The organism is Moritella sp. JT01 (genome assembly GCF_001574435.1).
Taxonomy (GTDB): Bacteria; Pseudomonadota; Gammaproteobacteria; order Enterobacterales; family Moritellaceae; genus Moritella.
This window is the reverse complement of sequence record NZ_LOCN01000004.1, coordinates 144,391-159,559: the sequence shown is the minus strand read 5'-3', so window position 1 is coordinate 159,559 and position 15,169 is coordinate 144,391. Positions and strand designations below refer to the sequence as shown.

General features: G+C 42.3%; 12 protein-coding genes. 7 read left to right on the top strand and 5 right to left on the bottom strand.

Features of this window, described 5'->3' with window-relative positions:
• Positions 1-83 precede the first annotated feature (83 nt).
• The gene (locus AKG98_RS04275; protein WP_067041877.1) at positions 84-1,226 is read left to right on the top strand and encodes a 3-phenylpropionate MFS transporter; all 1,143 of its coding nucleotides are present in this window, start codon (positions 84-86) and stop codon (positions 1,224-1,226) included.
• A 72-nt stretch (positions 1,227-1,298) separates the two neighbouring features.
• On the opposite strand, the gene AKG98_RS04270 is transcribed toward AKG98_RS04275, so the two are convergent.
• On the bottom strand, positions 1,299-2,090 hold the full coding sequence (locus AKG98_RS04270; protein ID WP_067041875.1) for an HAD-IIB family hydrolase: 792 nt from the start codon (positions 2,088-2,090) through the stop codon (positions 1,299-1,301).
• A gap of 104 nt (positions 2,091-2,194) precedes the next feature.
• Positions 2,195-2,644, bottom strand: coding sequence for a protein-disulfide reductase DsbD domain-containing protein (locus AKG98_RS04265; protein WP_067041873.1), 450 nt, complete (start codon positions 2,642-2,644; stop codon positions 2,195-2,197).
• Between the two features lie 211 nt (positions 2,645-2,855).
• Between AKG98_RS04265 and AKG98_RS04260 the strand changes: the two genes are divergently transcribed.
• Both AKG98_RS04260 and cobA read left to right on the top strand, forming a co-directional pair.
• Positions 2,856-3,389 (top strand): FxsA family protein, encoded by a 534-nt coding sequence (locus tag AKG98_RS04260; protein WP_067041870.1) that lies wholly within the window; start codon positions 2,856-2,858, stop codon positions 3,387-3,389.
• A gap of 205 nt (positions 3,390-3,594) precedes the next feature.
• Positions 3,595-4,398, top strand: coding sequence for a uroporphyrinogen-III C-methyltransferase (gene cobA / locus AKG98_RS04255; protein WP_067041867.1), 804 nt, complete (start codon positions 3,595-3,597; stop codon positions 4,396-4,398).
• Between the two features lie 46 nt (positions 4,399-4,444).
• Here cobA and AKG98_RS04250 read toward each other — a convergent pair whose 3' ends face one another.
• On the bottom strand, positions 4,445-5,059 hold the full coding sequence (locus tag AKG98_RS04250; RefSeq protein ID WP_067041864.1) for a TetR/AcrR family transcriptional regulator: 615 nt from the start codon (positions 5,057-5,059) through the stop codon (positions 4,445-4,447).
• Positions 5,060-5,247: 188 nt separating this feature from the next.
• Here AKG98_RS04250 and AKG98_RS04245 point away from each other — a divergent pair, with 188 nt between their 5' ends.
• Entirely contained in the window at positions 5,248-6,450 is a 1,203-nt protein-coding gene (locus AKG98_RS04245) for an efflux RND transporter periplasmic adaptor subunit (protein ID WP_067041861.1), read from the top strand.
• Positions 6,447-9,539, top strand: coding sequence for an efflux RND transporter permease subunit (locus AKG98_RS04240; protein ID WP_067041859.1), 3,093 nt, complete (start codon positions 6,447-6,449; stop codon positions 9,537-9,539). Before AKG98_RS04245 ends, AKG98_RS04240 begins: the two co-directional genes overlap by 4 nt.
• A 114-nt stretch (positions 9,540-9,653) precedes the next feature.
• Here the strand turns inward: AKG98_RS04240 and aspA are convergent, their stop codons facing one another.
• Together aspA and AKG98_RS04230 are read right to left on the bottom strand one after the other, a co-directional pair.
• On the bottom strand, positions 9,654-11,105 hold the full coding sequence (gene aspA, locus AKG98_RS04235; RefSeq protein WP_067041856.1) for an aspartate ammonia-lyase: 1,452 nt from the start codon (positions 11,103-11,105) through the stop codon (positions 9,654-9,656).
• A gap of 269 nt (positions 11,106-11,374) precedes the next feature.
• Positions 11,375-12,727, bottom strand: a complete 1,353-nt coding sequence (locus tag AKG98_RS04230; RefSeq protein WP_228140199.1) for an MATE family efflux transporter — start codon at positions 12,725-12,727, stop codon at positions 11,375-11,377.
• Positions 12,728-13,044: 317 nt separating this feature from the next.
• On the opposite strand from AKG98_RS04230, the gene AKG98_RS04225 reads away from it, so the two are divergent.
• Together AKG98_RS04225 and groL are read left to right on the top strand one after the other, a co-directional pair.
• Positions 13,045-13,335, top strand: coding sequence for a co-chaperone GroES (locus AKG98_RS04225; RefSeq protein ID WP_067041845.1), 291 nt, complete (start codon positions 13,045-13,047; stop codon positions 13,333-13,335).
• A 65-nt stretch (positions 13,336-13,400) separates the two neighbouring features.
• Positions 13,401-15,038: a chaperonin GroEL gene (gene groL, locus AKG98_RS04220; RefSeq protein WP_067041843.1), complete on the top strand. Its 1,638-nt coding sequence runs from the start codon at positions 13,401-13,403 to the stop codon at positions 15,036-15,038.
• Positions 15,039-15,169 lie beyond the last annotated feature (131 nt).

Genomic DNA, 15,169 nt, shown 5'->3' with positions numbered 1-15,169 from the left:
TTTTCTTAATGATTTATTCATGATAAAAGCGCAAAATAGCTGCACTTATTACAGTGTAATTTACTAATAATTAGAGGGTTAACATGTCATATTCACTGCCATCTACCTTATGGATGGGGTTATATTACCTTGGATTCTTTGGTGTCTATGGTGTTCTGCTGCCATTTTGGGCGTTGTGGTTAAAAGGCGAAGGTATGTCTACCGAGATGATCGGGACCATGCTTGCTTTTGCCTTGATCGCACGTTCTGCTGGTGCTTTATTGTTAACCCGTAACTTAACAACCACAGTTTCATTATTGCAGGCGATGCGCCGCTTAACGCTAACCAGTATTATTACCTTTGCTGGTTTTTACTTGAGCAATAATGTGTATGTGGTTTTTCTGTTGGTGGTGATCACCAACTTTGTCTTTTCACCGTTAATGGCGTTAGGTGAAGCGATGGCGGCAAAGCTCGTTCGCTATAATAATATGGATTACGGTAGGACTCGCTTATGGGGCTCAATAGGCTTTATGCTGGCGAGCGCACTGACTGGAGTACTGGTCGAATCGTTTGATCATCAAGTTATTTTGTTCACGATTATTGTGGGTTTAGCAGCATTGTTATTATTAACCGTGACCCCTGCGCGTAATATGCCGCAAGATACGACGACGAGTAGTAAGCGTAGCAGTAGCTTTATTGCTATTTTAAGTCGTCCAAGTTTTTGGCCATTTTTGTTAATCACTGCATTACTGCAAGGCGCACATGCCGCCTATTATGGTTTTGGTGCTGTGTATTGGCAGGACATTGGTATTAGCGAAACCTACATTGGTTACTTTTGGAGTATGGGTGTTGTCGGTGAGATCTTCTTTTTGGCTATCGGACGTCGATTGTTTGCCAATACCAGTATGGCGACGATGTTTGTGATTGCGACCTTAGGCAGTATTGTTCGTTGGTTAACGCTGAGTTATGCGGTGGATGTGACTGTGATCATGTTGTCGCAACTATTACACGGCGTGACATTTGGTATCGCGCATTTGGCGGCGATGCGTTATATATCCGAAAATGTAGCTGATGAAGATACCATGACGGTACAAGCTATTTATGCGGCAATCCCATTCAGTCTGGCGATTGCGTTACTGACATTTTTATCAGGACTATTTTATCCCGATTTAAAAGAAAATATCTTCATCTTGATGGCGATTGCCGTGGTACCAGTGTTGTTATTGGTACGCAGTAAACACATCTAATTGCAGCTTCGAGTATGCTTTAAACGGATAGCGTAATTAGCTATCCGTTTTCAGTTGGTCGTATTTTTGTATCTAACGGCTTTTTAAATCAAGTAATTGCTTAGTAAACTCAGCAAAACCGAACCCACCTGGTTGACTCATTACAATCGCGGGGTGATGATTGAGTTTGTCCCAGTAATCTTTTATATTGGCAACCCCGACTGTTTTAGGCAGCGCTTCAAACATCAGCTGATCATTCATTGAATCTCCCACGTAACAAGCATTATTCAGTATTTCGTGCGTGGATAATCCCTTTTCCGCTAAAAATTGCAGTGATGTCGCTTTTTTTGAATGCTCGCCATACCATGCATTAATATGAATTGAGCTGGCTGTGGCATGTGCACCTAGGGCATGTATTTTAGCGACAACCTCAGCAATAATCACCTCATCAACACGATCTCGATTCTGGCCAATATCAATGGCGACTTCACACAAGCGATATGACTGATCAAGCGTTAAATTGAGTGTTGGATAGTCAGCTAAAATCGCGATGATTTGTTGTTTTAGTTTTGCTTGTTGCTCCGCTATTTCGTCCATTGTCCGATTGGCGCGCAGTGTTAAATAGCTGTTTTGTTTTTCCATAATGAATGCGCCATTTTCACCAAGCACGGCATCAACAGGCCATAGCTGAGCGATATGGTCACACCAACCTGCGCAGGCGCCTGTAACTGCCACGACTTTGATACCTGCTTGTTGTAATTCAGCCAGTGCGATCAAGGTTTCTGGTGGTAACTTTCCTTGCCAAGTGAGGGTATCATCCACATCTGTTAGTACCCATTCCACATGTTTCCAGTCTGGCGTTAATTCGTTTGGTACCGAATTCATTGTATGCATCCTTTATAATCTATAGTAAATTCGGAAAAAAATGACCAACTATCTCTATATCTCAGTATTCATTGAGTGATGATTAAGATACGGGAGGACACTGTTTATTGTGTAACAAATGTTTTTGTCATGGGTGGGTAACATAGTCCCGCCACTGCACAACCTTGGTAATGAATCGTTATTTTACTCGCTGGTGCTAACGTTGAAACGGGCACTGACAACATCAATTCATATTCGAAAATTTTGACATCACCAAAATACTCATCATGATAGTCTTTACCTTCTGGTAGGCCGACTATCGTGTGCTCATTACCGTTTATTGTTACGCGCAGCTTATTTTTATATAAATAATAGCCCTCGGTAATTTGCCAGAATACATTTAAGTTGTCGGCTTGTTGCAGCTGAGAAAAAACAAATGCATCTTCGACGGGTAAGAATGCAGGGGCGCTCTGTTGTTTGTTTGCAAATGGACTAACATTAATATTTGCATACACTGGTATTAGGCTTTGGATTACAAGGCTACTTGCGAGTAATAGGGTTAATTTTGCTTTCATTTTTCCAACTTTATTACGTTTTAGTTGTCTTAATTGTGACGTCAGTTACTTAGCATTATGGACTATCGACTAGACTAGAGCTTGAAAACTGGGTTGATTACCCCTATGTTACTTTATATTCTGATCGTTTTGTGCGGATTTTTAGATAACTTAGTGACAAATATATACTCAGCTAAGTCGTCTACTATAACTATATTTTTGAGAGGTTAATGTGTTAGGTCGTTTATTTTTTTTATTTACTGCGATGACATTAATCGAAGTGTATGTACTGATGTCGATAGGTTCGTTATTAGGTGCAGAGCTGACGATTGGTATTATTATTTTAACGGCGTTTGCTGGTTCGTATTTAGTTCGGAGCCAAGGCATACAAACGGTGCAAAAATTACAAGCGCGTTTAGCCGCAGGTGAAGCGCCAGGACAAGAAATTGTAGAAGGCATTATGTTGCTGGTATGTGGTGTGCTACTTGTAACACCGGGATTTGTTACTGATGCGTTAGGTTTATTGGTGCTTACACCACAAATTCGTGGTCGTTTAGCCAAAGCGATTATTACCCAATACAAAGATCGTATTATTCCACAACCGACGTTTACTGGTAATGCGGAAGGTTTCCAGTATTCGTCACAATCGTCAACACACTCGTCACCATTTCAACAACAACCCAGTGCTGATAATAAGGCCAAAAATGATGGTGTTATCGAAGGTGATTTTGTTGAAGTAGACAGAGATGACAACAAGCTTAATTAATAAGCGATAGACCAAAAAATACCAAAAGGCGCGTTCGAAAGATCGCGCCTTTTTTGATCTTGCTTCGCTTGATATAACTTATACTACTCCGCTATTGGTAAGCCTTGCACAGCTATGGTATTTATTAGTGATGTAAAAGCAGTGACAAATAGCATTGTAAATAGTTGCTAGTCGTGATGGCTGGCGTAGTAGCTAAGGATATAGAATGACTGGACAAGCAGTATCAACAGCAGCAAATGAGCTACAGGCCGTAAGTCATACAGGGAAAGTGATTTTAGTCGGTTCGGGCCCTGGCGACCCAGACTTATTAACCGTTAAAGCATTACGTTTACTGCAGCAAGCTGAAGTGGTTGTACATGACCGTTTAGTTTCCGATGAAATTATCGCCTTGATTCATCCACAAGCCGAACGTTTTTTTGTGGGTAAAAAGGCGGGAAACCATTGTGTACCACAAAGTGGTATTAACCAATTATTGGTGGATCTTGCACAGCAAGGCAAGCAAGTGATCCGCCTTAAAGGCGGTGATCCTTTTATCTTTGGTCGTGGTGGCGAAGAGCTTGAAGCCCTATTACCTTTTAACATACCTTTTGAAGTTGTGCCGGGCATTACCGCTGCTTCTGGATGTGCTGCATACGCAGGGATCCCGTTGACGCACCGTGATTATACCCAAGGTGTGCAATTTATTACTGGGCATTTAAAAGATGATGCGAACCAGTTGGATTGGCCGCTATTGGGTAAGGCGACGCATACTTTGGTGTTTTACATGGGGTTAATACAGAGTGGCGGTATTGCACATAACCTAATTGAACACGGAATGAGTGCCGATATGCCGGTGGCTATAGTGGAAAGAGGCACTAGTCAACGACAACGTACATTGCAAGGATCGTTAAAGGATCTGAGTGATCTTGCCGCGCAAGCTGAAAGCCCTTCGCTGATTATCATTGGTCAGGTTACCCAGTTAGCCGCTAAGCTTGATTGGTTTAGCGCCACACTCGCAACGGCTGAATAGCATCTAATAAATAGGGTTATATAAAGATAATATAACCCTGACCGTTTTAACTTAACGCCTGGTATCCACGGATAAATAAACGCACAGAACTTTGTAAGTAGTGCTTAATTTCCTGCTCAGATAACGACTCTTCAATATTAAATTCTAACCGTGTCCATTGCTCACCTTTAAGAACCGCCAGTAATTGTATTGCGGCTTGACGACAGTCATCGATATCCAATTCTCCACGGCGGTGGTACTCGGCTAAGCAATTTGTCAGTTTATCGATAACAAAGATGGGGCCAGCTTCAAAAAATAATCGTGATAAATGTGGATGGGCAAGACATTCTGCCGCACACGTTCGATGCACTGCCATTGAATCTGGTGATGTGATCATGGCAAAAAAGCCTTGTGCGAATAAGGTTAAGGTTGGTTCAACCGGTCCTAGATTCTCTGGCAATAATTCTCCGACGCCCAATAATTCGCATTTGTAGCTGATCGCAGTAATGAATAATTCATCTTTATTGCCAAAGTGGCTGTATACGGTTTGCTTAGATACTCCCGCTAATTTAGCGATGTGATCCATACTCGTGGCAGTGTAGCCGTGCTGAGTAAATTGCAATGTTGCAGCATCAAGTATTTGATTTCGTTTTAATTCACTTTTTGTTCTGGGTTTATTCATTTATTCATACCGCTAGTTATTTGAATATACATTTCATTATAAATGTTACATATACGTTAATATTATCAAAATGGACTGTACGGTCTAGTTTGATTTTGCTATATTCTCGACTGGACTTGCAAGTCTAGTTTATAAATGGTTGAAACAAAAGGGTTGCGCTGGATAGCTCGCAAAAAAGGACTTTTATCATGATTAGAAAGAATAACTTATCTTTGCTGCATATAAAATCAGCGCAATGGCTAAGTATAGTGCTAACACTGATCACACTGCAAGCATGTAGTAAGGTTGTAGCAGATGAAGCACTTGGTACATCACAGTATTTACAAGCAAGCAGTGAGCACCTAACCAAACAAACGGGTTACCAAGTCGAGAATAAATTTGTTGGTAAGGTGATTGCTAAGCAAGATGCGAATTTAGGTTTCGAGTTCGCAGGCATTATTAAAACCCTACATGTGATTGAAGGTCAGCAGGTTGTTAAAGGCCAATTGCTCGCAGAGTTAAATACTCAGCTGTTATTAATCGAACGGGCGCAATTGGAAGCACAGTTGCAGCAAGCAGAAGCTGAATTTGATTTGATCGAAGCAAATCTATCGCGTTTAAGTTCATTGAGTAAGCGTGGCTTTACCTCGGAACAGAACATGGATGAACTGACGTCGCAAAAGCGCATTATTACTGCAAATATTAACAGTACTTTGTCGGCTCTCGAGGCAAGTCAGTACCGAATTGATAAATCTAAACTATTAGCGCCTTTTGATGGCATTGTCAGTAGTCGCCAAATTGCTCAAGGTGAAGTGATTGCTGTGGGAACCACGGCATTTAGATTGTTGCAAACGGGCGATTCGGAAGTGACGGTCGGTGTGCCTGCTGGTTTTATCAAACAACTGCAAGGCAAGGATTATCAACTCGAGATCGCAGGTGTTAACTATCCTGCGACATTGCTGAGTATGGGGAATGAAGTTGATACGGTGACCCGAACCATTAGCCTGCGTTTTGCATTAGGGAATAACAACTCTGTTTATAATGGTCAGTTAGCTTATCTGGCTTTGTCGCAGGAATACCAACAACCGGGTTACTGGGTACCGCTAAGCGCGATCACTGACGGGGTGCGAGGTATGTGGAATATATATACTTTAGAAGAAAACCTTGGGTTTCGAGATCTAGAGACAAATATGGCAGGCTCGCCTGCACTATTTCAGCTTAAAAGCACAACCGTCACCGTATTACATGCCACCGAAACAACGGCTTATGTTCAGGGTGATTTAAAAGATAATCAAGCCTATGTAAACACCGGAATCCATCGTTTTGTACCGGGACAGATGGTGACGCTTAGCCATCAGCAAGCATTTGCGAATAGGCCTACCAGCGATGTGATATCGGAGCATAAAATATGATCAAGGCGTTTACTGAAAATAATCGTCTGATGGCACTGCTGATTATTTTACTCATCGTGGCTGGACTAGGCTCGTTATCAACATTACCGCGTACGGAAGATCCAAGGATCACAAATCGGATCGCGAGTGTGTTGACCTTGTTACCGGGTGCGAGCGCTGAGCGTGTCGAAGCGTTAGTGACAGAAAAAATAGAACAGAAATTACGTAAACTGGCTGATATTAACCGTATTACCTCCACATCTCGGCCGGGAATATCCATCGTGCAATTAAAATTACACGATACCATCACAGATACCGTTCCGGTGTGGTCACGAGTACGTGATCTGCTTAATGACGTAACGAGTGAGTTGCCGTCAGCCGCAGTCGCACCACGATTAGAAGATGATCGTGGTTATGCCTACACGCAATTAATCGCCGTTAAATGGCAAGGTAATAGTGCCGTTGATTTAACCACATTAGGTCGTTACGGCAAAGAATTACAAAACCAGTTAAAGGTGATCCCCGGTACTGATATTGTCAGTTTATTTGGCCGAGGTGAAGAGCAAATATTGGTCGAAATTGATAAACATTTAGCGGCGAATTTATCATTATCGACACAAGCTATTTCCAACATTATTTTAGCTGCCGATGCTAAAGTATCTGCGGGTAACATCATCAATGATTATAATCAAATGCAGATCGAAGTGGCGGGATCGTTTGATTCTGTCGATCGGATCCGTCAGATCCCGTTGTTAAATGATAGCAAGGGTGGTGTAGTTCGCTTAGGGGATATCGCGCAGATAAGTAAAAACCTGCAGTGGCCTGCACAAGAAATTGCCTTGGTTGATGGTGAGTATGCCGTCGTGGTATCAACACGTATGCTACCAAATTTGCGTATTGATAAATGGAGTGCCGAGGTTGATGACAAGGTTGCGGCGTTCAATCAGCAATTACCTCATTCATTAACCACTGAAGTCTTGTTTGACCAATCGCAATACACAGAAGACAGGCTACAAGGCCTAGTAGATAACATACTGATTGGTTTCTCGATAATTGCAGCTGTGCTGTTAGTGACTTTAGGCTGGCGCGCGGCATTAATCGTCACCTTATCTCTCCCTTTAACAGTATTGTTTACCTTGACTGTGATGAATTATTACGGTTTACCCATTCACCAAATGTCAGTCACTGGTTTAGTTGTTGCTTTAGGTATTATGGTTGATAACGCGATTGTAATGGCTGATACCATTCAAAAACGGCGACAGCAGGGCTTAGACATGAGTGTTGCGGTACAAGGTGCTATTAAGCACTTATGGTTACCGCTATTAGGTTCTACGTTAACGACAATATTAGCCTTTATGCCAATTGTGCTGATGCCTGGACCATCGGGTGAATTTGTCAGTGGTATTGCACTTAGCGTTATCTTTGCCTTAATTGGTTCGTATTTAGTGTCGCATACGATTGTAGCTGGACTCTCTGGTCGTTTCCTCGCGGGCCCTTCACCAGGTAAATCTGCACGTACAACGACTTGGTATAATAATGGTATTGAATTACCGGGTTTAGCACGGGCTTTCCGTCAGTCACTGGTATTGGTATTGGCTAGACCTAAGCTCAGCATTGGTTTGGTGTTTATCTTACCGTTAAGTGGCTTTATCTTGGCGAAGCATTTGGATGAACAGTTCTTTCCAGCCTCGGATCGTGACATGTTCCATATTGAATTATTCATGCCTGTGCAAACCAGTATTATTGCCACCGAGGCGATGACGAGAACGATCAGTGATTTGTTAGCGCAACAGCAAGGGATCAGTAAGGTTCGCTGGTTTATTGGTAATAACGCCCCCTCTTTTTACTATAACTTGATGCCAAGTAAAGATGGGGCGCAGTATTATGCCCAAGCGATGGTCACGGGCGATAGTTTTAAACGTGTTAATGAATTGGTACCGTCATTACAGATACTACTTGATGATGCGATCCCTGAAGCGCAGATATTAGTACGTAAGTTAGAACAAGGTCCTCCGTTTAGAGCACCGATTGAGTTACGACTTTTTGGTCCTAATTTAGATACCTTAAAAACCTTGGGTGATGAAGCAAGGCGGATCTTAATTGGCACTGACAACGTGATCCATACGCGTGCGACTATCCAGCCTGGGCTACCAAAAATATGGTTGAAGATTAATGAGGACGTGAGTCAGTTAGCGGGCTTAACGCTGACGGATGTAGCGACACAGTTACAATCAACCTTACACGGTACGGTAAACGGCTCGATTATCGAAGCCACTGAATCGATACCTGTTCGAGTGCGAATTGCCAATGAACAACGTCGTAGTTTGTCAGATTTAGCCAACATCAGCCTGAGCTCTCCGCTTTCTCAAGCGAGTATTCCGCTGGTGGCATTAACAGAATTAGCCTTGCGTCCAAGTCGTGGGGCTATCCCGCATTGGAATGGCGTACGTGTTAATACAGTTGAAGGGTATTTAGTCGCTGGGGTATTACCCTCAACTGTGCTCAATGAATTTTCGGCTCGCTTAACCAGTGAAAACTTTGTGTTACCGCCGGGTTATCGTATGGAGTTTGGTGGTGAATCAGCCAAACGTAATGATGCGATAGGTAATCTGTTAGCCAGTGTTGGCGTGATCATTATGTTACTGATTATTATCGTGGTGCTGTCATTTAACTCATTCCGCTTAGGTGGGGTGATCGTGTTATCGGCTATCCAATCTGTTGGTTTGGGTTTACTGAGTATTTATGTGTTTAATTATCCGTTTGGCTTTACCGTTATTATCGGTTTGTTAGGCTTAATGGGGCTAGCGATTAATGCTGCGATTGTTATTTTGGCGGAGTTAAAATCAGATCCGAAAGCCGTCGCAGGCGATACCGATGCCATTATTAAGGCCATCACCAGTTGTACTCGCCATATTACCTCAACGACGATCACTACGGTGGGGGGATTCTTACCATTAATCTTAGCGGGTGGTGGTTTCTGGCCGCCGTTTGCCATTGCCATCGCGGGTGGTACGGTATTAACAACCTTATTATCGTTTTATTTTGTACCTGCGATCTTTGTATTAATGAGCCGTAAAAGACCCTTTGAAGTAACGGCTGTCGCCGCTTAGTCGTAAACTATAGTAAAAGATAACTGTGCACGTTAGTTGAGACATAAAAAATCCCCGTTACTGTCGTTGGCTGTAATGGGGATTTTTATTTAAGCGGTTTATTCAGGCCATTAATTAAACTGCTTTAGCGAAACGTTGCGCTGTGTATTTTGGATTCATCAAGTTTTCGATAGAGAAGATGTCATCTAACTCAGCTTCTGACAATAAGCCGCGCTCTAATACTACTTCACGTACACTCTTACCTGTTTCAGCACAGATTCGACCGATAGTATCGCCTTCGTGATGACCTATAAATGGGTTTAAATAAGTGATAATACCAATTGAATTTAAGACGAAGTCTTGGCATACCTTACGGTTAGCGGTAATGCCTTTAATACATTTATCTTGTAGCGAGAAGCAGGCATTTTCTAATAAGGTTAATGATTCAAAGAGACATTGACCAATCACGGGTTCCATTACGTTTAACTGTAATTGACCAGCTTCAGCTGCCATAGTGATGGTTAAGTCGTTACCGCATACTTTAAATGCCACTTGGTTAACCACTTCTGGAATAACCGGGTTTACTTTTGCTGGCATGATTGATGAACCCGCTTGCATTTCGGGTAGGTTAATTTCATTTAAGCCAGTGCGTGGGCCAGAAGAAAGTAAACGTAGATCGTTACAGATCTTTGATAGTTTCACTGCGAAACGTTTTAATGCACTTGATAACATCACATAAGCGCCGCAGTCTGATGTTGCTTCCACTAAATCTTCTGCCGGCACAAATGGATGACCGGTAATTTCAGCTAATTTGGCGATCGCCAGTTCTGAATAACCAGCTGGTGTATTTAAACCAGTACCGATAGCGGTTGCGCCGAGGTTAATTTCGAGCAGCAATTCTTGGCAACGTTTAATGCTTTTTATTTCTTCTCTGAGGGTAATACCAAAGGCTCGGAATTCTTGACCTAATGTCATCGGTACCGCGTCTTGTAATTGGGTACGGCCCATTTTTAATACGTCATTAAATTCTTCTGCTTTGGTTAAGAACGTTTCGCTTAGTGAAGTTAGCGCAGCTAATACCGCGTTACTACGTTCAAACAACGCAACACGGAAGCCGGTCGGGTAAGCATCGTTGGTACTTTGACTTTTATTCACGTGATCATTTGGGTTGATGTGACTATAAGCGCCTTTAGCATGCCCCATTTGCTCGAGAGCGATATTGGCTAATACTTCGTTGGTATTCATGTTTACTGATGTACCCGCACCACCTTGAAATGCATCAACTGGAAACTGATTATAAAAATGTTCATTAGCCAGCAGGGTGTCGCAGGCATTCACGATCGCGTCACTAATGTGCGGTGGGATAGTGCCTAAAATACCATTGGCTAATGCTGCCGCTTTCTTCGTTTTTACCATGCCGCGTACAAATTCAGGACAGTCACCGATCTTCTCTCGACTGATGTGGAAGTTTTCCATCGCTCTTAATGTATGAATACCGTAATAAGCATGTGCCGGTATTTTTTTAACACCTAATAAGTCAGTTTCTAGACGGGTTTCTTGAGTAAAATCGGTTGCCAATACAGTCATTAGTACACTCTGCTATGTGATCAAAACGTAGGAAGGAGAACAAAATTTATGTGCGAATAATACGTTGTATTTTTTTAATAAAGTGGGCTTAGATCACCTTTTAAAACAAAGTTGTAAGAATACTAAATATATTTTATTTTGGCCTAAGAAACAGCAAGTTTGTTGGATTATTAGTGAATATTCGATCTGTAAATTTGCTATTTATGGGTTGATTCTTTAACACTGGGAAATTGGTGAACATGTATGCTGTTTAGCGGATTTCCATTGTCTCATTGATCGCCTAATTCATTACGCAGCTCGATGCGTAATTGCTGGGCGTAATATAAAGCTAATAAACCGACTAAAACATTGGCGCTAGCGATACCAAAGAAAATACCTTTTTCACCATAATAAAAACTACCAAGACTCGATAGACTAATGATTAGCAGAGAGCGCAGCACGCTAAGACTCAGTGCTGGCATAGGTCGATTAAAGCCGTTTAGACTAGACGCGACCGCCATCATAATACCCTGCATAGCAAAAGTCGCAGGGATAATATAAAGGTATAACGATAAGTGGCTTATTACCGCCGCATCATCACTGAATAATTTTGCTATATAAGGGGCGGTTAAGGCAATAATCAGATAAATGGTCATTTGTGACATTAATGAGTATCGGATCGCAAGCTTAATGGCGGTTAAGCAGCGCTGCGGATTATTCGCTGACGAGTTTTGAGCGATGAAAGGCGCAAGCATCGAACTTACCGCGATCATGCCGATTAACAAAATCGCTTCCAGCCGTGTTCCTGCGCCATAAGCGGCGACAGCTGTGGTGCTAAACGCCGCTAATTGCCACATCACAAAGGCATTGTTTACTGGACTAAGCATATTGGTCAAAGAGGCTGGTAACCCTATTGCCGCAATCTTACGCCAATTTTTTAACATGTTGGCTAGGTTTGGCTTGGTTAATAGCAATAACTGTTCACGATAACGCAATAAGTAAATCGCCACTGCAAAGGTTATTAACCACGATAAACCAGACGCAATTGCAGCGCCCTTTACACCGAGTTCAGGAAAGGGGCCGATGCCAAAAATCAGTAATGGATCGAGTATGCCATTCATAAAGCCAGCAATGATCATCACTCTGCTTGGCGTTTTGGTGTCGCCAGTGGCGCGAATAGCGGCGTTGCCGACCATGGGGATTACTAAAAAGGGGATCGCGATATACCAATAGAACATGTAATCTTGGATATAGACCATTAAGGATTCTGTTGCCCCCAACACCCTAAATAATGGTTCTATGCTGTTAATGCCAATAATAGCAAGTGTTAAGATGGTAGTAAGTGCTAACAATAATCCGTCAGATGTTAATCGCGCCGCATCTTGGTGCTGACCTTGACCTAATAAACGCGCTAAACAAGCGGATAACCCCGTGCCTAACCCCATGGCTAATGCGGAAACAAAAAAGGTGACAGGAAAAGTAAAGCTGATCGCGGCTAACGCTTGCGTACCCAGCAAGCTCACAAAGTAAGTGTCCACTAAGCTAAAGCCAAGTACAGCTAATAAACCGTAGGCCATAGGTACTGCCATTTTTGTCATTACCTGAGAGACGGGTGCCGAGAGAAGACCGTGTTTATCTTTCAATACTTATTACCTAAAATGTTCGCTAACGAGAGGTCTAAAAAAGTCACAGGGAAGGTTTATGGACTAAATTTAGTTCGGGCTATATTACGCTTTTCTTCGTCAACGAAAAGCTTTGTTTTGTACTTTTACCTGACATTGACACTTCTACTTGTAGAAACAATCTAAAAACCTTATTTAAGGTGTGAATTTATTAACTATTTTTCGCTTTTCCCTTGAGTTGGAAAGCAGTTGCCCCGATATATTACTCCATAGTCATGGTGTCGGTAAATAATCGGCCATTGATATTCGCAACATGTATTCTTTAGGAGATCATTCAAATGACAATTCGTCCACTACACGATCGCGTGATCGTTCGTCGCCAAGAACAAGAAACTAAATCAGCAGGCGGTATCGTACTTACTGGTGCATCTGCGACATTATCGACACGCGGTGAAGTTATTGCTGTTGGTAACGGTCGTTTAATCGATAGCGGTGAAGTACGTCCTTTAGCTGTTAGCGTAGGCGATATCGTTATTTTTAGTGAAGGTTATAGCGTTAAAACTGAAAAGATTGATGGCAAAGAAGTTTTAATCATGAGCGAAGCCGATATTTTAGCTGTAGTTGAATAAATCTTAGTATTTATAACTTATAGAGCTAACCAACAAATTAATAGATTTTAAAAGGATTATTTAAGATGGCTAAAGACGTAAAATTCGGCTTAGACGCACGTGATAAAATGCTTAACGGCGTAAACATCCTAGCGAATGCAGTAAAAGTAACATTAGGCCCTAAAGGTCGTAACGTAGTAATCGATAAAAGCTTCGGCGCGCCACTAATCACGAAAGATGGTGTAACAGTAGCAAAAGAAATCGAACTAGCAGATAAATTCGAAAACATGGGCGCACAAATGCTCAAAGAAGTTGCTTCGCAAGCAAATGATGCAGCTGGTGACGGTACAACTACTGCAACAGTACTTGCACAAGCAATTGTAAACGAAGGTCTAAAAGCAGTGGCTGCTGGCATGAACCCAATGGATCTTAAACGCGGTATTGACCAAGCGGTTAAAGCAGCAGTTTTAGAACTAAAAGAATTATCAGTACCTTGTTCAGATACCAAAGCGGTTGAACAGGTTGGTACTATTTCTGCTAACTCTGATGTAAGCGTAGGCAAAATTATTGCTGAAGCAATGGATCGTGTTGGTAAAGAAGGTGTTATTACGGTTGAAGACGGCCAAGCACTAGAAGACGAGTTAGACGTTGTTGAAGGTATGCAATTCGACCGTGGTTACTTATCTCCTTACTTCGTTACAAACCAAGAAACAGGCAGCGTTGAATTAGAATCACCATTTATCTTATTAGTAGATAAGAAAATATCTAACATTCGTGAATTACTACCTGTACTTGAAGGTGTAGCAAAAGCATCTAAACCACTACTCATCATTGCTGAAGACCTTGAAGGCGAAGCGCTGGCGACATTAGTTGTGAACAACATGCGTGGTATCGTTAAAGTTGCTGCTGTTAAAGCACCTGGTTTCGGTGATCGTCGTAAAGCAATGTTACAAGACATCGCGATGCTAACTGCGGGTACTGTGATCTCTGAAGAGATCGGCATGGAGCTAGAAAAAGCAACTACTGCTGAACTTGGTCAAGCAAAACGTATTATCATTACTAAAGATGAAACAACTATCATCGATGGTATCGGTGACGAAGCGACTATCAAAGGTCGTGTAGCTCAAATCCGTAAGCAAATCGAAGATTCATCTTCAGATTACGATAAAGAAAAACTACAAGAACGTGTGGCTAAACTTTCTGGTGGTGTTGCGGTAATTAAAGTTGGCGCAGCAACTGAAATGGAAATGAAAGAGAAAAAAGCCCGCGTTGAAGATGCACTGCACGCTACACGTGCAGCTGTTGAAGAAGGCGTTGTTGCTGGTGGTGGTGTTGCACTTGTTCGTGCTGCTGCAGCAATCAAGGGTCTTGAAGGTGCAAACCAAGATCAAACAGTTGGTATTAACGTTGCACTAAAAGCAATGGAAGCACCATTACGTCAAATCGTTGAAAACTCAGGTGACGAAGCATCTGTTGTTGCGAACAATGTACGTGCAGGCGAAGGTAGCTACGGTTACAACGCTGGTACTGGCGAATACGGCGACATGATTGCGATGGGTATTCTAGATCCAACTAAAGTAACACGTTCAGCACTACAGTTTGCTGCATCTGTTGCGGGTCTTATGATCACGACTGAAGCAATGATCACTGACGCACCTGTTGATGCATCTGCATCATCTATGCCTGATATGGGCGGAATGGGTGGCATGGGCGGCATGATGTAATCGCAAATTTGCGATCACATCTCTGCTGTTAGCGATTAAACGCTAAGTCTCAGAAATTAAAAAAGCCTTAATCTGATATGTTATATCGTGATTAAGGCTTTTTTTGTGACTGTTGCGAAGGGATTTAATTT